The organism is Streptomyces sp. NPDC006332 (assembly GCF_040612855.1).
In the GTDB taxonomy this organism is placed as follows: Bacteria; Actinomycetota; Actinomycetes; order Streptomycetales; family Streptomycetaceae; genus Streptomyces.
On the sequence record NZ_JBEXRA010000021.1, the window covers coordinates 45,283 to 68,188 of the forward strand.

The window sequence follows — 22,906 nt, forward strand, 5'->3', positions numbered from 1 at the left end:
ATACCGGTATGCCCCACGCAGCATAGGCCGTCACCCGGCACGCGTCCACACCAGGCCCGACCGACCGGAACTGAAGATCAGCCGGTACGAGTGCTTGACGTCTCACCCGGTCCCGCTCTAGCGTCCGCCATGTACTACCTGTCTATACATAGATGTTCGACGGCTCGACAGCAGGCCATCACCCCCTTGTCTTCGCCCTCGCACCGAGAGGTTTCGCACGTGCCCTCGTGGATCCGTACCGCAGTCGGGATCGTCGAGCAGATCGCCGAGTCCCAGGCCGATGCCATCGAGGCCGCGGCCCAGATCGCCGCCAGGTCGATCGCCGACGACGGCGTCGTCTACGCCTTCGGCACCGGTCATTCGCGCATGCCGGTCGAGGAGATCTTTCCCCGCTACGGCTCCTACCCAGGGTTCCAGCCGCTGGTGGAGCTCTCGATGACGTTCCACACCCAGGTGGTGGGGGCCAATGGGCAGCGGCAGGCGATGTTCATCGAGCGCGTCGAGGGGCTCGCCGACCAGATCCTGGCCAACTTCCGGCTGCGCCCTTCGGACAGCATGTTCGTCTTCAGTGTCAGCGGGCTCAACGCCGTCCCCATCGAAATGGCCATGGGCGCGAGGAAGGCGGGCTTGCCGGTCATCGCGGCCACGTCGCTGCAGGAGACGAACGCCGCCGAACCGAGGCATCCGAGCGGTTCCCGGCTCGCCGACCACGCCGATGTGGTGATCGATCTGGGCTCGCCGGTGGGCGACGCCATCTGCCGGGTTCCCGGACTGGACGTCCCGGTCGGCCCGGTGAGTACCTTCACCGCGGTCGCCGTTGTCAACGAGATCAAGGTCCGGGTCGCCGAGCTGCTGGCCGAACGGGGCGCCATGCCGCCGGTCATCACCAGTTCCCGCCTGGTCGGCGCGGACCGCAGCAACGAGCTGTTCGAGGGCGCCTACCTCGAATTCGCCCGCCGCTCAGCCGCCGCTCTGCGCACCGCGGACGGTGCGCTCACCGCGGACGGTGCATCGTGAAGCGCCTGCTGGTGGCCGGCGCCCGGGGCGGAATCGGCGCCGCGTGCGTCAACGCCGCACGGGCCGCCGGTGCTCAGGTCTTCGAGGCCGACCGGGATACGTACGACGTCACCGTGTCCGAGGGTGCCGACGCGGCGGTGGCGCGAGCGGCTGAGGCCCTGGACGGTCTGGACGGCATCGTGCACGCGGTGGGCATGTCCGGCCGACGTCTGGGCGACGGCCCGGTCGACGAGTGCGGCGACGAGGCGTGGAGCGAAGTGCACCGGGTCGACCTCGACTCGGTGTTCTATCTGCTGCGCGCCGGTATACGGCAGCTGTCCAGGGCGAAGGGGTCGGGTGGCGCGGGCGGCTCGATCGTCGTCATCGGCTCGGCCCTGGCGAGCACCCTCGACGCCGACTTCCTCACCGCGGCCTACGCCACCGCGAAGGGCGCCCTGGTCCCCTTGGTCCGCTCGGCCGCGTTCACCGGCGCCCCCAAGGGGGTGCGCGTCAACATCGTCGCGGCCGGTCTGGTTGACACCCCGATGGCCGCCCGTGCGATGACCGACCCCGCGATCCAGGACCGGTTGCCGCGGTTGATGCCGCTCGGCGCGCGTGCCTGCAGCCCCGAGGAGATCGCCGACACCGCCATGTGGCTGCTGTCGGACGGCTCGTCGCGCACGACCGGCGCGGTGGTCCCCGTAGACGGAGGGTGGCACCTGAGGTGAACGGCACACGTGTCAGCCAGGCGGAGGCCGAGCGCCATCCGCTCCTGTGGGACGGTGATGTGCTCGTCGTCGGCGGCGGGTCGGCGGGCGCCGCGGCAGCCGTCGCGGCCGCCCGGCTGGGCTCCGCCACCCTGCTCGTGGAGGCCGGCGCTCACCTGGGCGGCACCGCGGCGAGCGTCCTGGACACGTTCTACGGCTTCTACGCGCCCGGCACGGGTGAGCGTGTCGTCGGCGGCGTCGGCTGGGAGGTGTGCCGAACGCTCACCGAGCGCGAGGCGGCCTTCGAGCGCCCCAACACCTACGGCGCGGGCACCGGCATCACCTACGACCCCGAGACGCTCAAGCTGGTCTGGGACGAACTCACCGGTGCCGCCGGGGTGCGCCTTCTGTTCCACGCCCGGGCCTCACGGGTGGTGATGGAGGGCCAGAACGTTCTCGGGGTGGTCGTCGAGACGGTCGCGGGTCCCGGATACGTACGCGCAGGAGTCGTCATCGACGCCAGCGGTGACGCCGACATCGCGTGGCGTGCGGGGGCGGCGCTGGAACGACCCGCCGAGGACCGCGTCGTACAGCCGCTCACCCAGACCTTCCGGCTCGCCGGTGTCGACGCCACGGCCACCCCGACGGCGGAGTTGCACCGGTTGATGGCTCTGCACGCGGACTCGGGAGCGTACAAGCTGCCCAGGCGCGAGGGTTCCGTCCACCGGACCACCGAACCGGGGGTCGTGCACACCAACCTGACCCGCGTGAGCGGTGTCGACCCGACCGACCCGTGGCAGCTCTCGGCGGCCGAGCAGGAGGGGCGGCGGCAAGTCGTCGAGTACACACGGTTCCTCACAGAGCAGGTCCCGGGCTATGAACGGGCCTTTTTGACCGCCTCCGCGCCGCACATCGGCGTGCGGGAGAGCCGCCGACTGATCGGCGAGTACGTGCTGGGCAAGGAAGACGTCCTGACGGCGCGCCAGTTCGAGGACTCCGTCGCCCTGTGCGGCGCTCCGATCGAGGACCACGCCGCCGGTCAGCGGACCATCTGGCAGTACGTCGGCTCCGGCGACGAGACGCCCACCGGCCGTACGTACGGTGTGCCCTACCGCTGCCTGCTACCCCGTGGCGTCGACGGTCTGCTCGTCGCCGGCCGGTGCCTGTCGGCCACCCATGACGCCCACGCCTCCGTCCGTTCCATCGGGCAGTGCATGGCGATGGGACAAGCCGCGGGGACGGCGGCGGCGCTGACGGTGTCCGCGGGACTCCGGCCCCGCGACGCGGACATCGTCAGGCTGCGCGAGCGACTCGCGGCCGACGGTGCGCTGGTCGCGCCCGGCTGACGCGCTCGCCACCAGAAAAGGCTAGACAGCTTTCCCAGCCCGACCAGCACATCCCGTTTCACCGCCCGCCATAGGAGTCGATCGGCCCAGGTTTCCGTCTTTTTACGTTTCGACTGATTGACTGGACGATTTGCGCGGGCCTAGCTTCCATTAAGTCTATACAGGCAGTACTGATCAGGGAGATCGCATGGCCGCGACCAGGAGCGCTCCTCGCCCCGCGGGTTCCGCCCTGGGGGTGGACATCGGGGCGACGAACATCAAGTGGGTGCACCGTGCCGACGCGGCCGTCGTCGCACGGGGCACGCTGCCCACCCCCGCCGGCCCCGCGCAGGTCGCCGACGCCATCGCCGAGATCGCGGGAGCGCACACCGTCGAGGCCATCGGCGTGGCGCTGCCCGGCCACCTGAGCCCGAACCTGCGATCCACGACCACGATCCCGAACATCGACGGCGACTGGCGGGGCTTCCCGCTCGCGGACACGATCGAGCGCGCGACCGCGAAGCCCGTCCTGCTGATGAACGACGCCCGCGCGTTCGCGTCGGCGGAACTCGCGCTGGGCTCCGCGCGCGGCCACTCCGACGTGGTGTTCATGACCATGGGCACCGGGATAGGCGGTGCGATCGCCCTGGGCGGCGTCGTTCTGCGCGGGCCCGGCGACCGGATCGGCGAGATCGGGCACATGACAGCCGAGTACGGCGGTGACCGTTGCGGATGCGGGGCCCGTGGCTGCCTGGAGACGATGGCGGGCGGCCGGGCGTTGGCGACCGCCTGGTCCCGGGCCCTCGCCTCTCGCGGGACCGGAAACCAGGATCAGCCCGCGAAAGGCGAGGACCGGGGCCGCACGACCACACCCCAAGACCACGACCGGCCCGCGGAAGCCGAAGACCAGGACCTGTCTGCGACACCCGAAGACCTTGTCCGGGCTGCCGGGTCGGGCGACAGCACGGCTCGGGAGATCCTCGGCAGCGCCGCCACGGCCGTGGGCACGGTGCTGGGGAGCCTGCTGGCCCAACTCGGCCTCGCGACCGTGGTCGTCGGCGGTGGGGTCGCGCCCGCCTTCGAGGTGATGCGGCCGGCCGTCGAGTCGGCACTGCGCGACCGTCGGCGGCTGATCGGACCCGTGACGCTCCTGATCGCCGCGCTCGGCCCCTACGCCGGTGCGACGGGAGCCGCCCTGAACTCCACGGCGCGCCCCCTCGCCGTACCGGCGGCATCACCTCACTTATCCGCGATCTGACGACCTCTCGCCGCGCTCACTCGCGGGCTGCCCGGCACGGCGAACGTCCTTCGCGCCCCGCCGAGGGGCTCACGCCCGGCGAACGGCGCCTCGTTCTCACCGACGGGCGGTCACGCCCGGCCCGGCCGGGGCTTCGCCCATCGAAGGAAGCCGCACCCCTCAGCCGCTCCCACCCGGCGGCCGGTCTCCCTCACACCCATCCCAGGACCATCCCAGGACGGTTTCCCGATGATCGACGCGTACGTCGGCGACGGCCCGGTGCAGAACGAACCGCGCCCCTCCGAACGGTCCGAGCACACCGCGCGACAACAGCGGCAGTGGTGGCGCACCGCCGTCATCTACGAGGTGTACGTCCGCAGCTTCCTCGACAGCACCGGGGACGGCGTCGGCGACCTGGCCGGTGTCCGCGCGGGCCTGCCGTACCTCAAGCGGCTCGGTGTGGACGGCATCTGGCTCAACCCGTTCTATCCCTCCCCGCAGTACGACCACGGCTACGACGTCGCCGACTACTGCGACGTGGATCCGGTCTACGGAGACCTGGCGGAGTTCGGCCGCCTGGTGGACGACGCGCACGGCCTGGGTTTCAAGGTGCTCATCGACATCGTCCCCAACCACTGCTCCAGCAAGCACCCGTGGTTCCTGCAGGCCCTGCTCGAAGGCCCGGACGGCGGCCCGGGCCGGTCCCGCTTCCATTTCGCCGACGGCCGGGGCACGGGCGGCGAGCTACCGCCCAACAACTGGCACTCCATGTTCGGCGGGCCCGCGTGGACCCGCGTCACCGAGCCCGACGGCACGCCGGGCCAGTGGTACCTGCACCTGTTCGGTCCCGAGCAGCCCGACCTGAACTGGCGCAACCCCGAGGTCGGCGGATACTTCGAGCAGGTGCTGCGGTTCTGGCTGGACCGCGGCGTCGACGGGTTCCGTGTCGACGTCGCCACCGGCCTGTTCAAGCATCCCGAACTGCCGGACTCCCCGGACCCGGCGGCCGACGCGCGGGCCCGCGACACGGTCAACCCCCTGGCGTGGAACCGGCCCGAGACACACGGTGTCTGGCGCGTCTGGCGCGACATCTGCGAGGAGTACACCGCCCGGGACGGCATCGACCGGCTGCTCGTCGGAGAGGTCTCCGTGCGCACCCCGGCCGAGCAGGCCGCGTACGTCCGCCCGGACGAGCTTCATCAGGCGTTCTTCTTCCACATGCTGACGGCCCCCTGGGACGCCGCCACCTTCCGCCGGGTCATCCGCGACGCCCTGCGGGACATCGCGGGCACCGGCTCGACCATCACCTGGGTGCTCAACAACCACGACCAGGTCCGCAGCGTCACCCGGTACGCGGCCGCCGCCCGTGCCCGCGCCGCCGCACTGCTGATGCTCTCCCTGCCCGGCGCCGCCTACGTCTACCAGGGCGAGGAGCTCGGCCTGCCGGAGGTCGTGGACCTGCCGGACGACGTGCTCACCGACCCGATCTTCCACCGCAGCGGCAGCCGGGTGGGAATCCGTGACGGCTGCCGCGTGCCACTGCCCTGGTCGGGGCACATGTCCCCGTTCGGTTTCACCACGGCCACCACGGCCTCGGGCGAGGGCGTCCCGGGTGAGGCCGTCGCCAAGCCCTGGCTGCCACAGCCCGACTGGTTCGCGGCGCACACCACCGAACGGCTCATGGCCGACCCCGGTTCCTTCTGGCACCTGTACCACGACGCGCTGCGGCTGCGCGCGAGCCTGCCGTCGCTCGGCGACGGCACGCTGCGCTGGCTCGATTCCCCGCCCGATGTGCTGGCCTTCGTCCGTGGTGACGGCCTGGTGTGCGCCGTCAACTTCGGCGACGCCCCGTGTCCTGCCCCGGCCCCCGGCGCTCCGCTGCTCGCGAGTGCTCCCTGCCCGCCCGGGATCCTCCCCGGCAGTACGGCCGGCTGGTGGGCGGCGGACGGGCTCGCGGGCTGACCGCCGACCCCGCCACCCGATCCGCCCGCCTCCACTACACGCACCGCCCCTCCCTGCACGATTCGTCCGCTTTCACAAAGGAGTGACCCAATGAATGGCAGAGCGGCAGCACTGACGGCCGTCGCCGTCCTGATGATCGGGGCCGCCGGATGCGGTTCCTCGGACACGGACACCACCGGATCCCCGGCGACGACCGGCGCCCAGGACGCCTCCACGCTGGACCTGCCCAAGCTCGACGGGCAGAACCTGCAGGTGGCCGGCGTATGGACGGGCGCCGAGCAGAAGAACTTCCTCAAGGTGCTGGCCGAATTCGACAAGCTGACGGGAGCGCACACCACCTTCGTGCCCACCGGCGACAACGTGTCGACCTTCGTCGGCAGCAAGATCCAGGGCGGCTCGCCACCGGACGTGGCGCTGCTCCCCCAGCCCGGCGTACTCCAGCAGTTCGCCAAGGCGGGCTGGCTCAAGCCGCTCCAGCCGGCAGTGACCAAGGAGCTGGACCAGAACTACAGCAACGCCTGGCGCGACCTCGGCACCTCCAAGGGCACCCAGTACGGCGTCTTCTTCAAGGTCTCCAACAAGTCCCTGTTCTGGTACAACACCGCGCTCTGGCAGCAGGCCGGACTGACCGCCACCCCCACCACCTGGGAGCAACTGCTCAAGGACGGACAGACGCTGTCCGACTCCGGCACCCCTCCGTTCTCCATAGGCGCCGCCGACGGCTGGCTGGTCACCGACTGGTTCGAGAACGTCTACCTCAGCCAGGCCGGCCCGGCCATGTACGACAAATTGACGAAGCATCAGATCAAGTGGACCGACCCCTCGGTCACCAAGGCGCTGACCACGCTGGGCCAGCTCTTCGGCAGGCCCGATCTGATCGCCGGAGGCGCGCGCGGCGCGCTGCAGACCGACTTCCCCACCTCGGTCGACCAGGTCTTCGCCGACCCGCCCAAGGCCGCACTCGTCTACGAGGGCGACTTCATCGCCACCAACATCACCCAGGAGACCAAGGCCAAGGTCGGCACAGACGCCAAGATCTTTCCGTTCCCGGCCGTGGACGGTGGTGCGGCACCGGTGGTGAGCAGCGGCGACGTGGCGGTCGCGCTCAAGGACGGCAAGGGCGCCCAGGCGCTGATGCGCTTCCTCGTCTCCCCTCAGGCGGGGGCGATCGCCGTACAGCAGGGCGGTTTCCTGTCACCGAACAAGGCGGTCGGCTTCTCCGACTACCGCGACGCCACCGTACGGAACATCGCGAAGAACCTGATCGCGGCCGGCGACAACATCCGGGTCGACATGTCCGATCAGGCACCGGCCGCATTCGGCGGAACCAAGGGGCAGGGAGAGTGGAAGGACCTGCAGGACTTCCTCGCCAAGCCCTCCGACGTCGCCGGCGCGCAGAAGCAACTCGAAGCGGACGCCACGAAGGCGTTCGCCAAGGCGGGTTGAGGCGGTCGCCATGTCACAGACCCTTTCCCCTCCTTCCCCCGCCGCCCCCGCGGCGGCGGGGGGACCCGCCCACCGCGACAGGAGGACACCGAGTGGCCGCGGCTGGATCGCGGCGTTCTTCCTGTTGCCCGCGCTGGTCCTGCTCGGCGCCCTCGTGGTGTATCCGATCGTGTGGTCGGTGGTACGCAGCCTCTTCGGCCCCGACGGCTTCACCGATTTCGTCGGGCTGTCCAACTACACGGGCGTCTTCACCGACCATCAGACCCTCGTCGCTCTCAAGAACAACGCGATCTGGGTCGTGGTCGCACCCGTCGCGGCCACCGGGCTCGGCCTGATCTTCGCCGTGCTGACCGAGCGGATCCGCTGGGGCACCGCGTTCAAACTGGTCGTCTTCATGCCCATGGCCATCTCCATGCTGGCCGCGGGAATCATCTTCCGGCTGGTCTACGACCAGGACCCCGACAAGGGGGTGGCCAACGCGGTGGTGACCGGCGTCCACGACACCTTCTTCAAGGCATCGGCGTATCCCGGCGCCCACCCCAGGGTGGCGGGTCCCGGCAGTTCCCTGGCCGGCCCGGCCGGCGGCCCCTACACCGGCAAGTCCATCAGCCCCGGCGACGGTCCGGCCGCGCTGGCCCTGGTCGGAGTGCAGCCCACCACCCTGACCGACGCCCGGCAGGCGGCCGCGCCACACGCGTGTCCGACGGGCGCCGTATGCGGCACTGTCTGGCTGGACTTCCAGCCGGGCGGTGGCGGCACCCCCGGTGAGATCGACAAGGGAGAGAAGGCGCTCGCCGGCGTCCGGATCGAGGCGGTGCGTGACGGGCGGGTCGTCGCCACCGCCACCGCGGCCGAGGACGGCACCTTCACCCTGCCCGCGGACCGGGTCGGCACCTCACCGCTGCGAATGCGCCTGCCCGCGACGAACTTCGTCGCCCAGTACGCGGGGGTCAACTGGCTCGGCCCGACCCTGGTCACCTGGTCGATCATCGGCGCGTACGTCTGGATGTGGACCGGCTTCGCCATGGTCCTCATCGCCGCCGGGCTGGCCGGGATTCCCCGGGAGCTGCTGGAGGCCGCACGCGTCGACGGCGCGAAGGAGTGGCAGGTCTTCCGCCGGATCACGGTGCCGCTCCTGGCACCGGTGCTGGGCGTCGTCCTGGTCACCCTGGTGATCAACGTGCTGAAGATCTTCGACCTGGTGTACGTCATCGCCCCCGGCGCCAGCCAGCAGGACGCCAACGTACTGGCCCTGCAGCTCTACCTGGCGTCCTTCGGCGGCGGCAACGACCAGGGCACCGGCAGCGCGCTCGCCGTCCTCCTGCTCGCCCTGGTCGCGCCGGCCATGTTCCTCAACATCAAGCGGTTCCGAACGGAGAAGTCACGGTGACAACCCTTCAGACGGCCCGCACCGTCAAGACCGCCGCAGACGTCACCGGGGCCCCCGGCCGCAGGGGTGCGGGCGCCGCCGCCCGCACGGCACGTCGGCTCACCGGCGGAGCCACCCAGCTCGCTCTGCTGGCGGTCGCCCTGTTCTGGCTGTTGCCCGCCGTCGGCCTGCTGCTGTCCTCGCTGCGCGGACCGCTGGACATCCAGTCGTCGGGCTGGTGGACGGTCCTCACCAAGCCCGCGCAGCTGACCCTGCACAACTACACCGACCTGCTGGACAACCCGACGATCACGCACTCGTTCATGAACAGCCTGCTGATCACGGTCCCCGCCACGTTGCTGGTCGTGGTGGTCGGCTCACTGGCCGGATATGTCTTCGCCTGGGTCGAGTTCCCGGGCCGGGACTGGGTGTTCCTGCTCATCGTGGGGCTGCTCGTGGTGCCGTTGCAGGTCGCGCTGGTGCCCATCACCACTCTCTTCGGGAAGATCGGGATCTTCGGCAGCATCGTGAGTGTCGTTCTCTTCCACGTCGCTTTCGGCCTGCCGTTCGCGATCTTCCTGCTGCGGAACTTCTTCGCGGGAATCCCACGTGAGCTGCTGGAGGCCGCCCGCCTCGACGGCGCCGGGGAGTTGTGGCTCTTCCTCCGGGTGGTCGTTCCGCTGGGCGGGCCGGCGATCGCGTCGCTCGGCATCTTCCAGTTCCTGTGGGTGTGGAACGACATGCTCGTCGCACTCATCTTCGCCGACCCTGACGCCGCCCCGCTCACCGTCGCCCTGCAACAGCAGACCCGCCAGTTCGGCACCAATATCGACGTCCTGTCCTCCGGCGCCTTCCTCTCCATGATCATCCCGCTGGTGGTCTTCTTCGCCTTCCAGCGGCAGTTCGTCAACGGCGTCATGGCGGGAGCGCTGAAGTAACCGCCCGTCCGGCGCCCGGCCCCGATCGACCGCACGACGGAGAACGTGCTGGTACGTCTCCGAGAGGTTCGGACGCCGCGGAGACGGTGGCCTACGGCAGTCGCCAGTCCACCGTCTGGGCACCCTGCCGCACGAGTAGGTCGTTGGCCCGGCTGAACGGCCGCGAACCGAAGAAACCCCGGTCCGCCGACATCGGAGACGGGTGCGCGGACTCGATGGCCGGAAGATCCCCCAGCAACGGCCGCAGATTACGCGCGTCACGCCCCCAGAGCACCGACACCAGCGGTTTACCGCGCGCGGCCAGCGCCCGGATAGCCTGCTCCGTCACCTCCTCCCAGCCCTTCCCGCGGTGCGCCGCCGGGCTGCGCGGGGCCGTCGTCAACGCCCTGTTGAGCAACAGCACACCCTGCCGCGTCCACGGCGTCAGATCGCCGTTCGACGGCCTGGGCAGCCCGAGGTCGGAGTGCATCTCCCGGAAGATGTTCTCCAGACTTCCCGGCAATGAGCGCACCTCCGGCGAGACCGCGAAACTCAACCCGATGGCCATTCCGGGTGTGGGATAGGGATCCTGGCCGACGATCAGGACGCGGACGTCGTCGAAGGGTTGCTGGAAGGCCCTCAGGACGTTCGCTCCGGCCGGCAGGTAGGTCCGGCCCGCCGCTATCTCGGCCCGGAGGAAGTCCCCCATGGCGGCGATACGTTCGGCCACCGGCTCGAGAGCCTTCGCCCAGCCTGCTTCAACAAGTTCATTCAACGGTCGTCGTGCCACGGCGCGTCACTCTACTGGCACACACAGACGCCCCGCATACGCAGGGAAGTCTCCGCACAGGAGCCATCCCTCAGGCGCTACTCTTCCTCCTCGTCGAGACCTTCGAGCCGGTCGAGCAGGTCACGCGACCGGTCACCGGGAAGGAGGGGAGCGTGTCCCGTCCAGTGCTCGAGCCCCCCACGTCCACCGACCGCGGCTTCACCGGCTCCCGTCCCGTCAGCCGGGCCGACGACCTGTTGATCGGTCAGGGCGGACAGCCGGTGGACCGGCGCCTGCCGTGACCGGCGCGGGGGACGGTTTCCTCGCCGTCGACTCCGGCGGCTCCGGCCTTCGCGCGGTGGTCGGTACCGCACGCAACGTCCCGCGGGCGGAACGCACGTCCCGGCAGCCGGTGCGCACCGGTGCCCGTGGCATCGACCCGACGCACTTCATGGAACAACTGGTCCCCCTGGTCCGCGCCTTGATCGCCGAGACGGGTACGGGTGTGCTGGACACGGCGGTGATCGGTGCCGCCGGCCTCGCCACCCTGGGCGAGGCGTTGCGGGCCGAACTCCCGAGCGCCCTGGCCAGGGAGTTCGGTGTGCGTACGGTCGCGCTCGTGGCCGACGCCGTCACCGCCTACGCCGGTGCCCTGGGCGCACGACCGGGTGCGGTCGTCGCCGCGGGGACGGGCCTGATCGCGATCGGCACGGATCTGACGTGCTGGCGACGGGCGGACGGCTGGGGGCATCTCCTCGGCGACTGCGGCGGCGGTGCCTGGATCGGGCGGGCGGGGCTGGAGGCCGCCCTGCGTGCCCATGACGGACGGGAGGACGGTTCCGCGCGGCTGCTGGCCTGCGCGGAGGAGGTGTTCGGCCCTGCTCGGGAACTCCCCGGCAAGCTGTATCCGCGCGCCGACCGGCCGGCCGTGCTCGCCGCCTTCGCGCCCCGGGTGGCCGACTGCGCCGACGCCGATCCGGTCGCCGCCGGGATCCTGCGGGCCGCCGCCCGGCACATGGCCGACTCCGCGGCTGCCGTATGTCCGTCCGACGGCGAACCTCGCGTCGCCCTCACCGGTGGCCTTGCCAGGATGGGAGACCCGCTGGTCGTACCGCTGGCCCAGGAGCTGACGAGGCGGCTGCCGCACGCGCGGCAGGTGGTCGCGGAGGGCGATCCGCTGCGGGGATCGGTCCGTATCGCGACCGCTCTGGCCGCCGGTTCGCTCACTCTGCCGGGTGACGAGACGATGCTGTCCGTCGTTACCACGAAACGACGTGGCCGCGACCGGTATATCCGCTGATCACTTCTGAACCGTACGTGACTCATCAGACAAAACCGGACGTATACCGCTCACCTGGACCCTCCCCGAACAGGGGAGCCCAGGAAACCAGTAACATGCGACGCCATGAGCTCCCCCACTGGACCCGCGTCCGGCCTCCCAGTACGAATGCCGCGACCTCGCCAGCCCGGGCGGCACCGCCGACCCGAGCCACTGGCGGCTCCCGAGGGCGCCCCCGCGCTTGTTCTCGCGGTTCCGGGCACCCCGGGTGTCGCCACGCGCAGTCTCGCCGACGAGGTCGTGAGCATCGCGCGCTCCGAGCTCCCCGGCTTGGATGCCCGGATCGGGTACCTCGACGGCGACGACGCGGAGTTCCCCACGCTGCAGGCCGTGCTGACGCACGCCGCGGAGGAGCGCACCGCGCGGTACGCGCAGGCCAAGGCCGCGGGGATGGACGTGAGGGAGCCCGACGGCCCGGTGGCGGTCGTCGTGCCCCTGCTGGCCGGTCCGGACGGCGCGCTGCTGCGCCGGGTCCGCCAGGCCGTGATGGAGAGCCGGATCGCGGCCGACCTGACCGATGTCCTGGGCCCGCACCCGCTGCTCGCCGAGGCACTGCACGTGCGGCTGTCGGAGGCCGGTCTGGCCCGCGCCGACCGTGCCCGGCTGTTCACCGTGGCGACCGCGGCGGACGGCATCATCCTGGCCTCCGTGGGCGGCGACGAGGCGGTGCAGGCGGCCGGGATCACCGGCATGCTGCTCGCCGCGCGCCTGGCCGTGCCGGTGATGGCGGCGGCGCTCGACCAGGACGGCTCGATCGTGTCCGTCGCCGAGCAGCTCCGGTCCTCGGGTTCGCAGCAGCTGGCGCTCGCGCCGTATCTGATAGGGCCGGAGATCGATCCGGGCCTGATCGAGGAGGCGGCCCGGGAGGTCGGCTGCTCCGCCGCCGAGGCGCTCGGCCCCTACCCGGCGATCGGGAAGCTCGCCCTGGCCAAGTACACCACCGCGCTGGGCATCACCCCGCCTCAGCCGCAGGGCACGCCGGTCCGCTGACGCGGGCGTACGACCGTACGGCGAAAGGGCCCGCTTCACACTGGAGCGGGCCCTTCGCCATGCGGCTGGTCAGCCGATGACCACGCAGGAGGCGGCGGTCACCTCGACCGCGCCCTCGAGGTGCGGCAGTCCGGTCGTCGGGTCGACGGCGAACCAGGTGACGTCGCCGGAGCGTTCGTTGGCGACGTAGAGGAACCCGCCCGCCTCGGTGAGTGCCCGGGGCCAGTGGCCGCCGCAGGGGACCGTGCCCACCAGCCGCAGGGTCTCGCCCTCGACGGCGAACGTGGACAGGACGTCCTCGCCCCTGATCGCGGTCCACACGAAGCGCCCGTCGGGTGAGGCGACGATCCCCGAGGGATAGGCGTGGCCGTCCGGGGGCCCTGGCAGGACCGGTGTCTCGGCCAGCGGCTTCAGCGTGCCGTTCGCGGCGTCCCAGCGGCAGACGGTGACGGTCGGGGTGAGTTCGTTGACGACGTAGGCGTGCGCCCGGTCGGGGTGGAAGGCCAGGTGGCGGGGGCCGGAGCCGGGCCGTAGGGCGGTCTCCCGGTGGAGTACGAGGCCGCCGTCGGTCAGCGTGCACACCCGCACCGAGTCGGTGCCGAGGTCGACGCTGACGGCCCAGCGGCCGCTCGGGTCGGACTGGATCTGGTGGGCGTGCGGGCCGTGCTGGCGGGGCGTGTGCGGACCCGAGCCGGTGTGCCGGAACACGCCGGACGGCGCGCCCGCGAGAGTGCCGTCGGGGCGCAGGGGGACCGCGGTGACGCTGCCGGAGCCGTAGTTGGCGGTGAGGACGTGACCGGCGTGGACGCTGAGGTGGGTGGGGCCGTCTCCGTCGATCGGCACCCGTGGACCGGTCGGCTCGGGTCTGTCGCCGTTCACTTTGTACGCGGCCACCGCGCCCTCGGCGGTCTCGCTCACCGCGTAGAGCGTGCGGCCGTCAGGGGCGAGGGTCAGGTAGGACGGATCGGGCAGGCCGTCCAGGCTGCCCAGGAGAGTCAACGCGCCGCTGCCCTCGGTCACGGCCGCCGTCACGATGCCCGGGCCTCCGGCCGCCGTGAATGACCCGATGAAGGCCCGCCGCCCCCGCCTGCCGTGTGCCACCGCAGTCCCCTCTCGGTCCTGTGCCGTGGGGCGACGGTAGCAGCCGATCACATGAGGTCTAGACCAAGGGGCCGGTTTGCTGATCGGGGAGGGCGGCGGGAGTGGGCGGGAGGAGGATGACCCGCCGCAGGGGCGCGGCGAGTTCCGTGAGGGCACGCTCCAGGCCGTGCAGGTGAGCCAGGGCGGGCGCCGACGCGAGTACGGGCACGGGCGCGCGCGGCGGCACAGGGGTCGCGGGATTCTCGCGCAGGGGGTCCGCGGGGACACCACCTGTCAGCGCGCCCCCGGTCAGCGCTTCCACAGCTGTCTCGACCCGTCGGCAGGCGATGGTCAGGCGGGTGTCGTGGGAGGCTTCAGGGTCGGCGGCGACGGTGACCAGACCGCGGATCTCACTCGCGCAGTCGTCGAGCAGGGCAAGGACCCGACGGGCGCGCCGCTTGCGGCCGAGCATCGGGTTGAGCGGGTGCACCAGCGGGGCGACGGACAGCCGGACCCGGCCGAGCAGTTGCTCCAGTTCGGCCGCGCGGGGCGCCGGATCGGCGTGCGGGTCGCCGGCCAGGCGGGCCGCGGCCTCGGCGGTGCAGGCCCGCACGCCGTGCAGCGCCCGCAGGATCCAGCCGTCGGTGACGGTGTGCGTGGTGACGGGCAGGACGAGGAGCACGGCGAGCATCGCGCCGACCGCTCCGACGCCGGTCTCCAGGAACCGCAGAGCCAGCAGCCCGGGATCCAGGACGCCGAGGAGGCCGTAGAGCAGCTCGGCGAGCAGGGTCACGCAGAGCATCATCCAGGTGTAGGACACAGCGGCCGTGTAGAAGATGCCGAAGACGCAGACGGCGAGGATCAGGACCGTCGGCAGCACGGCACCGTCGAGCGGGAGGGCGACGAGCAGGCCGAGCCCGATGCCGATCACGGTGCCGAGGACCCGGCGGAAGCCGCGCACCAGGGTCTCGCCGCGCGAGGTGGTGTTGACGAAGATCCACCAGGTGGCGCCGACGGCCCAGTACCAGCGCTGTCCGGACACCAGCTGTCCCACGACCAGGGCGAAGCCCGCGCCCGCGGTCGCCTGGATCGCCTGCCGGGTGGTCACCCGGGCGAGACCGCTGCCGCCCGGCGGGGCGGGAACGGGGGCAGGGGGCAACCGGCGCTCGTAGCACCACACTCCGAAACGCACGGTCGCGGCGGTGAGCACGGACAGCAGGACGGCGGCGTACAGCTCCGGCAGTCGGTCGGTGGTGGCGTGCAGGAACTGCGCCACGAAGTAGGTCATGAACCCGAACACGCCGAGGCTGTGCCCGCGCGGCCCCCAGCGCCGCGCGTACACGCCGGCGCCGACCACGGCGAGGAAGGCGAGGTCCCGCGCTACGGGGTGGTCATGCAGGAGGGCCGCGGCGGCGAGCACGGGCAGGCCCACGGCGGGCAGCAGCGCGGTGGTGACGGCCTGGCCGCGCACCGTCGCGTCCGTGACGGTGAACAGGGTCAGGAGCGCGGCGAGTCCGCCGGCGACCGCACCGATGAGCGAGTGTCCGGCGAGCCCGCACAGGACCACCGCCGACCCGATCCCGAACACCGCACGCGCCGCGAACCGCAGGCGTACCCGCCCCGGGTCCGGCGCCACGAACACCCTCTTCAGCACTGCTTCCCGCCCTCTCCGGCCCCTCGTGCGAGTGAGCACTTCGACTCCCGGCATGCAAAAGGCGCCGCGGGATCCGCAGCGCCATCGACCGGCTCATGAGAGCACTACCGACCCTGTCGGCTCAAGTGACCTCCGAAATGCTGGACCATTGGCACAGCCATACCGATTCCGGCCCGTCCACCGACGAGCCAACGGACCAGACGAGCCGGACGGACCCGCCTGAGCTGGACGGACTCACCAGAGCCGGCCGGACCCGCCCCAGCCGGACGCGCCGAGCCGGGCCGGCCGACGAACCAAGCAAGAGGAGGCGGACAGATGTCCGTGGACGAGCTGGACACCCGCATCCTGCGGCTGCTGCTGGAGCAGCCCCGCACGAGCGTGCGCGAGTACGCCCGAATCCTCGGGATCGCCCGCGGCACCCTGCAGGCCCGCCTGGACCGGCTCGAGCGGGACGGGGTGGTCACCGGTACCGGCCCCTCCCTCTCCCCCGCCGCGCTCGGCCACCCCGTGCTGGCGTTCGTACACATCGAGGTCACCCAGGGGCATCTGGACGACGTGGGCGACGAGCTGGCCGCCGTACCGGAGATCGTCGAGGCCTTCTCGATCACCGGGAGCGGCGATCTGCTGACCCGGGTCGTGGCGCGCGACAACGCGCAGCTGGAGGACGTGATCCAGAAGCTGATCAGCCTTCCGGGAGTCGTCCGCACCCGCACCGAGGTGGCCCTGCGTGAGCGCGTCCCGTACCGGCTGCTGCCCCTGGTGGAGTCGATCGGGCGGGCAGCTCGGAAATGACCTTTGACATCCTGGCGTCATGAGCATTCTCGGCGGAACCTCGGTCATCTTCGATCTCGACGGAACTCTCGTGGACAGCGAGCCGAACTACTACGAGGCGGGCCGGCAGGTCCTCGCCGCGCACGGCGTCGCGGACTACACGTGGTCGGACCACGAGCGGTTCGTAGGGATCAGCACGCTGGAGACGATCGCCGTCTGGAAGGACCAGTACGGTCTGCGAGCCTCCACCGACGAGCTCTTCGCCGCCAAGAACCGGCTCTACCTGGAGCTGGCCCGCACCTCGACGCGCACCTACCCCGAGATGGCCAAGTTCGTGGAACTGCTGGCGACGGACGGCGTCCCGATGGCCGTGGCCTCGGGTTCGTCGCCCGAGGCCATCGAGGCGGTCCTGGCCGGCACGGGCCTGGACGCGCACCTGCGCACCACGGTGTCGGCCGACGAGGTGGCCCGGGGCAAGCCCGCGCCGGACGTGTTCCTGGAGGCGGCCCGCCGACTCGACGCGGCGCCTGCCCGTTGCGTGGTGGTGGAGGACGCGGCCCCGGGCGCAGCGGCGGCGCACGCGGCCGGGATGCGCTGCGTCGCCGTGCCGTACATCGCCGCACAGGCCGACGCCCCGGAGTTCGCCACCGCGGATCTGCTCCTGCCGGGCGGTCAGGCCGAGTTCACCGCCCGGGCGGCGTACGACTGGCTGGCGCGCACGGCGTCGGCGGCTTGACCGTTCTGCGGTCCGGGGACGCGGCTCGAGCGCGGCCGGAACTGAACGCTCCCGCCCCGTTGACGCTCCCCCGTCCCCTCTCTATCGTCTGGTCGATCATCCGCACATCGTTCGCCATCTCGAACAGTGGCGGTACCCGTGAACACCCGTGGAACCATGGACTCGTGGAGGCGCACACATGGCACCGCCCCTCTCCAGACGGAACCTTCTCCAGTCGGCGGCGATCGCCGCGGTGACGCCCGCGTTCTCGTATGCGGCGAGCGGCCGGGCCGTCGCCGCGGCTTCGGAGGCACCATCCGTGTGGACCGTACAGCCGTTCGCCCTCGATGAGGTGGCGCTCGGTCAGGGGCTGTTCGCCGACAAGCGGCAGCTGATGCTCGACCACGCGCGCGGCTACGACGTGAACCGACTGGTGCAGGTCTTCCGCGCCAACGCCGGTCTCCCCACGGGCGGAGCGGTCGCGCCCGGCGGCTGGGAGGGGCTGGACGGCGAGGCCAACGGAAACCTCCGCGGGCACTACACCGGTCACTTCCTCACCATGCTGGCGCAGGCGTACGCCGGCACCGGCGAGCAGGTGTTCATCGACAAGACCCGCACCATCGTCGAGGCGCTCACCGAGGTGCGCGAGGCGCTGCGGCAGGAACCGCGCGTACTCAGCGGCGCGGGACGGTTCGGGACGGCGCCGGAGCAGGTCCGCGGCTCCTACCAGTACGTCGACCTCCCCTCCGGCGTGCTCGGAGGCGCCTCGGCGCTCACCCTGTCGGTCTGGGTGAAGCCCACGCACGACGCCGCCTGGGCCCGGGTCCTCGACTTCGGCGACGACACCACCCGCTACCTGTATCTGGCCGCGCGCAACGCGGGCGGCGTGCCGCGCTTCGCCATCACCACCAGCGGCGGCGGAGGTGAGCAGGGCCTCGAGGGCACGGCGCCGCTGCCGCTGAACCGGTGGAGCCATCTGGCGGTGACCCTCGCGGGCGGCACGGGCACCCTGTACGTGGACGGCACCGCCGTCGCGCGGAACACGTCCATGTCCCTGACCCCGGCGGCCCTCGGCACCCTCGCCAACAACTGGCTCGGCCGCTCCAACTACCCAGCCGACCCCGTCTTCGCGGGCGCCGTCGACGAGTTCAACGTCTGGTCCCGGGCCCTCACCGCCGCGGAGATCGGCGCCCTCCAGGACAGCCGCGCCGCCGACGCCCCCGTCGGCCCGGGCGACCTCGCGTCGTACGCCTTCGACGAGACCGAGGGATCGGTCTTCGCGGACGCCTCCGGCCGGGGCCTCACCGCCACCCTGCGCCGCACCTGGGGCGCGCCCAGCCATCCCGGGTTCCTGGCGGCGTACCCGGAGACGCAGTTCATCCAGCTGGAGTCGATGACCGGATCCGACTACACCAAGGTGTGGGCGCCCTACTACACCGCGCACAAGATCCTGCGGGGTCTGCTCGACGCGTACACCGCCACCGACGACGCCCGGGCACTCGACCTGGCGACGGGCATGTGCGACTGGATGTACTCCCGGCTGTCGAAGCTGCCCGCCGCCACGCTGCAGCGCATGTGGGGCCTCTTCTCCAGCGGCGAGTTCGGAGGCATCGTCGAGGCGGTCTGCGATCTGCACGCGCTGTCCGGCAAGGCCGAACACCTCGCGCTGGCCCGGCTGTTCGACCTCGACAAACTCATCGACGCGTGCGCGGCGGACCACGACATCCTCGACGGCCTGCACGCCAACCAGCACATCCCGATCTTCACCGGGCTCGTCCGGCTGTACGACGCCACGGGCGAGGAGCGTTACCTCACCGCCGCCCGGAACTTCTGGAGCATGGTCGTACCGGGGCGCATGTACGGCATCGGCGGCACCAGCACCACGGAGTTCTGGAAGGCGTCCGGGGTGATCGCGGGCACCCTCAGCGCCACGACCGCCGAGACGTGCTGCGCGTACAACATGCTGAAGCTCAGCCGGATGCTGTTCTTCCACGAGCAGTCACCGAAGTACATGGACTACTACGAGCGGGCCCTCTACAACCAGGTGCTGGGCTCGAAGCAGGACACGGCGGACGCGGAGAAGCCCCTCGTCACGTACTTCATCGGGCTGACTCCCGGTCATGTCCGGGACTACACGCCCAAGCAGGGCACCACCTGCTGCGAGGGCACTGGCATGGAGAGCGCCACGAAGTACCAGGACTCGGTGTACTTCAGGCAGGCCGACGGCAGCGCCCTGTACGTCAATCTGTACAGCCCGTCCGAGCTGACCTGGGCGGAGAAGGGTGTCACGGTCACCCAGACCACCGACTACCCGAGGGAACAGGGCAGCACCCTCACCATCGGAGGCCGGCGCGCGGCCTTCGCGCTGCGGCTGCGGGTGCCGTCCTGGGCGACCGCCGGGTTCCGGGTGACGGTCAACGGGCGTGCGGTGTCCGGCACTCCGACACCGGGCAGCTACTTCACCGTCTCCCGGACGTGGCGCCCCGGTGACACCGTGCGCGTCGCCATGCCCTTCCGGCTGCGGGTGGAGAAGGCCCTCGACGACCCGTCGTTGCAGACCCTCTTCTACGGGCCGGTCAACCTCGTCGCCCGTGATCCCGCGACGGACCACCTGCACTTCGGCCTGTACCGCAACGCCGGGCTCTCCGGAGATCTGCTGCCCTCCCTGACCCCGGTGAGCGGCGAACCGCTCCACCACACCCTCGACGGCACGGAGTTCGCGCCGTTCTTCGAGGGCACCGAGGACCCCACCCACGCCTACTTCCGGCGGTCAGAACCGCGGGTCGTGTTCGGCTCGTTGGACTCCGGTGTGGCCAACCCCGCGAAGAGCGACGGGACGACTCTGCTGGACGAGGTCTGGGCCGCGGCCCCGTTCCGGAACAAGGACGCGCTGGTCTCGCGGGTGCGGAGCACGGTGGACTCGTGGGTGTCTGCCGGGCTGCTGGGACGGGCCGACGGCGACACGGTGGTGCGGACGGCACGGAAGGCGTCCTACGCGCGCTGATCCGCAGGCTGTTGTGCAGGAACCCGGTGCCGTGGCCCTTCGTCGGCCCGGCACCGGGTTCCTGCGGCTCCCCGCGACCATGATGCCCGACCAGACCGACGGCCCGCATTGCCGTGTTCCGGCAACGTTGACTACGTTCACGGTGCCGACGGTGTCAAGAACGCGTCAACGGTGCCAGGGGTGGCGGAGTGGCAGCGGGGAAACCAAGGGGGCTTCGGTGGCCGAGCCGGGGGCGGCTGAGCACTATGTCGACGGGTACGCCGAGTTGCTGGCGGAGGTCTCCGTCACCGGTCGGCGTCCGACCCGCGCCGCACTGGACCAGCGCCGTGCGCTCGGGGAACGGGCCGCGCACGACGGGCTCAGCCTGCGCGCTCTGGTCCGGCAGCACCTGGAGGCCACCCGGTCGGCGTGGCCCGACGCGCCGGGCGCGGCGGACGGTGTCCTGAGCGCGGTGGCGCAGGCGGTGGACGCCTTCGCGGAAGGGTACGAGCGGGCCCAACGGCAGGCCGTGCGCCAGGAGGAGGCCGCGCGCCGCGAGTTCATCGACGACCTGCTCTACGGACGCAGCGACCTGGGCCGGCTCGCGGAACGCGCCGAACGGTTCGGACTCCTCCTCTCGCACGCGCACGCCGTCGCGGTCGCCCGGGGACCCGAGGCGTACGACGACACCGCGCCCGTCACCCGCCGGGTGGAGACCGCGCTGATCTCCCGTTTCGGTGACCGGCGGATCCTGCTCGCCACCAAGAGCGGCCTGCTGATCTGTGTAGCGCCGGGCGACCAGCCCGAGGTACTCACCCACTTCGCCAAGCTGACACACGCGGCGACGGACGGCAGCCGCGTCGCCATCGGGCGCCCCCAGCCCGGTGCGGGCGGTGTGGTGCACTCGTACGAGGAGGCGCTGAGCACGCTCGACCTGGCGGACCGGCTGACGCTCGACGAGCCGGTGGTGCGCGCCGCCGATCTGCTCGTCTACCCGGTGCTCACCAGGGACCGGCAGGCCATGGCCGACCTGGTGCTCAGCGCGCTGGGTCCACTGCGGAACGCCCGGGGCGGAGCCGAGCCGTTGCTGCGCACCCTGGAGGTGTACTTCGAGTCCGGTTGCACGGCCGCCGAGGCCGCGCGCCGCCTGGCCCTCAGTGTGCGGGCCCTGACCTACCGCCTGGAACGCATCCACCAGTTGACCGGAGCGGACCCGCCCGACCCGATGCACCGGTACACGCTCCAGACGGCGGTCATCGGGGCACGGCTGCTGGGCTGGCCGGAACAGGAGATCTGAGGGCCTGAAGCCCTCACGCACCTCGACGGACCGTCACATCGGCGGAGGGGGCTCCCTTCCACTGCCGTGTTCCGGCAACTAGGACCGTCGGCGCGGCTTGCCCCGCCGGGTCCCCTTCGGGGCGCCGGCGGAGCCGGAGCGTCCACCGGCGCGGCCGGTACCGCCTCGGGTGCCTGCGGAGCCCCCGCCCCGGGATCCCTGCCCGGCGTTCTTGCGGGGCGCGGACGTGCTCTTCTCGGTGCGCCCCCGCTCGGCACCGGACTCGCTCGCGGGCTTGGCGCGGCCCCTGGTGCTGTTCGGGGTACGGCCCCTGACGATGCCGATGAGGTCCTCGACCTGGTCGGTGGTCGCGTCCTCGGGCCAGGAGAGGGCGACACCGGACTGGGGGGCGTCGACGACGGGGCGGTAGGTGAGGTCGCGCCGGTGATGCAGACGTGCCACCGACTGGGGGACGACGAGGACGCCGATGCCCGCCGCGACCAGCTCGACCGCGTCGGCCGTGGTGGCCGGCCGCTCGAAGGCGGGCTCCCCCGGCGGCCGTTCCCAGTCCAGGACGTCGTCGAGGGGGTGCAGCACGGTCTCCTCCGCGAGTTCGGCGCACGACACCTCGTCCACCGCCGTGATGACATGGTCCTTGGGGACCACGACGACCGTCGTCTCGGTGTAGAGGGGGATCGCGCTGAAGACCGTACGGTCGACGGGGAGCCGTACGAACGCGGCGTCCGCGTCGCCGTCGCGCAACACACGGGAGGCCTCGGCGGCCGGGACCGCGACGAGTTCCAGCGGGGTGTCGGGCAGACGGTCGTTCCAGATCCGCGCCCACTTGCCGGGGGTCACTCCGGGGACGTAGGCGAGCCGGAACGAGGGGGATGCCGCAGAGCCAGTCACCTCGCCAGGCTACCCGCCGTGGTCAAAGGGCCTGCGCGCGGTCGATAGTCTGGACACCATGAAGTCGCACCAGAGCACCCAGACGATGAAGCCCGCGACCGCGGCGAAGAAGCTGGGTGTGTACCTCCCGGCCACCCCCACGGAGTTCCAGGAGGGCGTCGTCACCCGCACCGAGCTGAACGAGCTCCAGGCGAACCCGCCCGAGTGGCTGCGGGAGCTGCGACGCACCGGCCCGCACCCGCGCCCCGTGGTGGCGGCCAGGCTCGGCGTGTCCATCGCCGGGCTGGCCCGCGGCGGCGTCACGGAGGCGCTCACCACCGAGCAGATCGAGGCGCTCAGGCAGGAGCAGCCCGACTGGCTGGAGAAGGAGCGCGCCACCCAGGCCGAGGTACGCAAGGAGACGGCCCGCATCAAGCAGAAGAACGCCGAGCGGACCGAGCCCTCCTGACCTTGTTCCGCTC

At 71.5% G+C, this 22,906-nt stretch carries 19 protein-coding genes and 1 pseudogene; 16 read left to right on the forward strand and 4 right to left on the reverse strand.

Annotation, left to right across the window (positions count from 1 at the left end; all coding sequences use genetic code 11):
• Window positions 1-129: 129 nt before the first annotated feature.
• The 8 genes from ABZ027_RS20280 to ABZ027_RS20315 all read left to right on the forward strand — a co-directional run bounded on the left by ABZ027_RS20280 (window position 130) and on the right by ABZ027_RS20315 (window position 9,980).
• The gene (locus tag ABZ027_RS20280; protein ID WP_356770143.1) at window positions 130-1,017 is read left to right on the forward strand and encodes an SIS domain-containing protein; all 888 of its coding nucleotides are present in this window, start codon (window positions 130-132) and stop codon (window positions 1,015-1,017) included.
• Complete coding sequence (locus ABZ027_RS20285; protein ID WP_356770145.1) at window positions 1,014-1,724, forward strand: SDR family oxidoreductase; 711 nt, start codon at window positions 1,014-1,016, stop codon at window positions 1,722-1,724. Before ABZ027_RS20280 ends, ABZ027_RS20285 begins: the two co-directional genes overlap by 4 nt.
• The gene (locus tag ABZ027_RS20290; protein ID WP_356770147.1) at window positions 1,721-3,049 is read left to right on the forward strand and encodes an FAD-dependent oxidoreductase; all 1,329 of its coding nucleotides are present in this window, start codon (window positions 1,721-1,723) and stop codon (window positions 3,047-3,049) included. The genes ABZ027_RS20285 and ABZ027_RS20290 overlap by 4 nt, the downstream gene beginning before the upstream one ends.
• 187 nt (window positions 3,050-3,236) lie before the next feature.
• Window positions 3,237-4,286: an ROK family protein gene (locus ABZ027_RS20295; RefSeq protein WP_356770149.1), complete on the forward strand. Its 1,050-nt coding sequence runs from the start codon at window positions 3,237-3,239 to the stop codon at window positions 4,284-4,286.
• A 228-nt stretch (window positions 4,287-4,514) separates the two neighbouring features.
• Window positions 4,515-6,227, forward strand: coding sequence for a glycoside hydrolase family 13 protein (locus ABZ027_RS20300; RefSeq protein ID WP_356770151.1), 1,713 nt, complete (start codon window positions 4,515-4,517; stop codon window positions 6,225-6,227).
• A 90-nt stretch (window positions 6,228-6,317) separates the two neighbouring features.
• Window positions 6,318-7,673 carry an extracellular solute-binding protein gene (locus tag ABZ027_RS20305; RefSeq protein WP_356770153.1) on the forward strand — a complete coding sequence of 452 codons (1,356 nt, stop codon included), beginning with the start codon at window positions 6,318-6,320 and terminating at the stop codon, window positions 7,671-7,673.
• A 10-nt stretch (window positions 7,674-7,683) separates the two neighbouring features.
• Window positions 7,684-9,063, forward strand: coding sequence for a sugar ABC transporter permease (locus tag ABZ027_RS20310; protein ID WP_356770155.1), 1,380 nt, complete (start codon window positions 7,684-7,686; stop codon window positions 9,061-9,063).
• A gap of 125 nt (window positions 9,064-9,188) precedes the next feature.
• Window positions 9,189-9,980 (forward strand): carbohydrate ABC transporter permease, encoded by a 792-nt coding sequence (locus tag ABZ027_RS20315; RefSeq protein WP_356770302.1) that lies wholly within the window; start codon window positions 9,189-9,191, stop codon window positions 9,978-9,980.
• A gap of 91 nt (window positions 9,981-10,071) precedes the next feature.
• On the opposite strand, the gene ABZ027_RS20320 is transcribed toward ABZ027_RS20315, so the two are convergent.
• Window positions 10,072-10,749, reverse strand: coding sequence for a uracil-DNA glycosylase (locus ABZ027_RS20320; protein WP_356770157.1), 678 nt, complete (start codon window positions 10,747-10,749; stop codon window positions 10,072-10,074).
• 176 nt (window positions 10,750-10,925) lie between these two features.
• On the opposite strand from ABZ027_RS20320, the pseudogene ABZ027_RS20325 reads away from it, so the two are divergent.
• The 3 genes and pseudogenes from ABZ027_RS20325 to ABZ027_RS20335 form a co-directional block, all read left to right on the forward strand.
• Window positions 10,926-11,030 (forward strand): annotated as a pseudogene (locus tag ABZ027_RS20325) (uracil-DNA glycosylase); the annotation flags it as partial.
• On the forward strand, window positions 11,027-12,028 hold the full coding sequence (locus ABZ027_RS20330) for a BadF/BadG/BcrA/BcrD ATPase family protein (RefSeq protein ID WP_356770159.1): 1,002 nt from the start codon (window positions 11,027-11,029) through the stop codon (window positions 12,026-12,028). The pseudogene ABZ027_RS20325 and the gene ABZ027_RS20330, both read left to right, overlap by 4 nt.
• 105 nt (window positions 12,029-12,133) lie before the next feature.
• Entirely contained in the window at window positions 12,134-13,057 is a 924-nt protein-coding gene (locus ABZ027_RS20335) for a hypothetical protein (RefSeq protein ID WP_356770161.1), read from the forward strand.
• A gap of 69 nt (window positions 13,058-13,126) precedes the next feature.
• On the opposite strand, the gene ABZ027_RS20340 is transcribed toward ABZ027_RS20335, so the two are convergent.
• Together ABZ027_RS20340 and ABZ027_RS20345 are read right to left on the reverse strand one after the other, a co-directional pair.
• Complete coding sequence (locus tag ABZ027_RS20340) at window positions 13,127-14,158, reverse strand: lactonase family protein (protein ID WP_356770163.1); 1,032 nt, start codon at window positions 14,156-14,158, stop codon at window positions 13,127-13,129.
• A 58-nt stretch (window positions 14,159-14,216) separates the two neighbouring features.
• A complete protein-coding gene (locus ABZ027_RS20345) occupies window positions 14,217-15,791 on the reverse strand; it encodes an FUSC family protein (protein ID WP_356770165.1) in 1,575 nt (524 codons plus the stop codon).
• 315 nt (window positions 15,792-16,106) lie between these two features.
• Between ABZ027_RS20345 and ABZ027_RS20350 the strand changes: the two genes are divergently transcribed.
• The 4 genes from ABZ027_RS20350 to ABZ027_RS20365 all read left to right on the forward strand — a co-directional run bounded on the left by ABZ027_RS20350 (window position 16,107) and on the right by ABZ027_RS20365 (window position 21,557).
• A complete protein-coding gene (locus ABZ027_RS20350; RefSeq protein WP_356770167.1) occupies window positions 16,107-16,583 on the forward strand; it encodes an Lrp/AsnC family transcriptional regulator in 477 nt (158 codons plus the stop codon).
• Window positions 16,584-16,602: 19 nt separating this feature from the next.
• The gene (locus tag ABZ027_RS20355) at window positions 16,603-17,298 is read left to right on the forward strand and encodes an HAD family phosphatase (protein WP_356770169.1); all 696 of its coding nucleotides are present in this window, start codon (window positions 16,603-16,605) and stop codon (window positions 17,296-17,298) included.
• A gap of 178 nt (window positions 17,299-17,476) precedes the next feature.
• Window positions 17,477-20,281, forward strand: a complete 2,805-nt coding sequence (locus ABZ027_RS20360) for a beta-L-arabinofuranosidase domain-containing protein (RefSeq protein ID WP_356770171.1) — start codon at window positions 17,477-17,479, stop codon at window positions 20,279-20,281.
• Between the two features lie 217 nt (window positions 20,282-20,498).
• Window positions 20,499-21,557, forward strand: coding sequence for a helix-turn-helix domain-containing protein (locus ABZ027_RS20365; RefSeq protein WP_356770173.1), 1,059 nt, complete (start codon window positions 20,499-20,501; stop codon window positions 21,555-21,557).
• 78 nt (window positions 21,558-21,635) lie between these two features.
• On the opposite strand, the gene ABZ027_RS20370 is transcribed toward ABZ027_RS20365, so the two are convergent.
• The gene (locus tag ABZ027_RS20370) at window positions 21,636-22,445 is read right to left on the reverse strand and encodes a LysR family substrate-binding domain-containing protein (protein WP_356770175.1); all 810 of its coding nucleotides are present in this window, start codon (window positions 22,443-22,445) and stop codon (window positions 21,636-21,638) included.
• 58 nt (window positions 22,446-22,503) lie between these two features.
• On the opposite strand from ABZ027_RS20370, the gene ABZ027_RS20375 reads away from it, so the two are divergent.
• Window positions 22,504-22,893, forward strand: coding sequence for a DUF5997 family protein (locus ABZ027_RS20375; RefSeq protein ID WP_356770177.1), 390 nt, complete (start codon window positions 22,504-22,506; stop codon window positions 22,891-22,893).
• The last annotated feature ends 13 nt before the right edge of the window (window positions 22,894-22,906 follow it).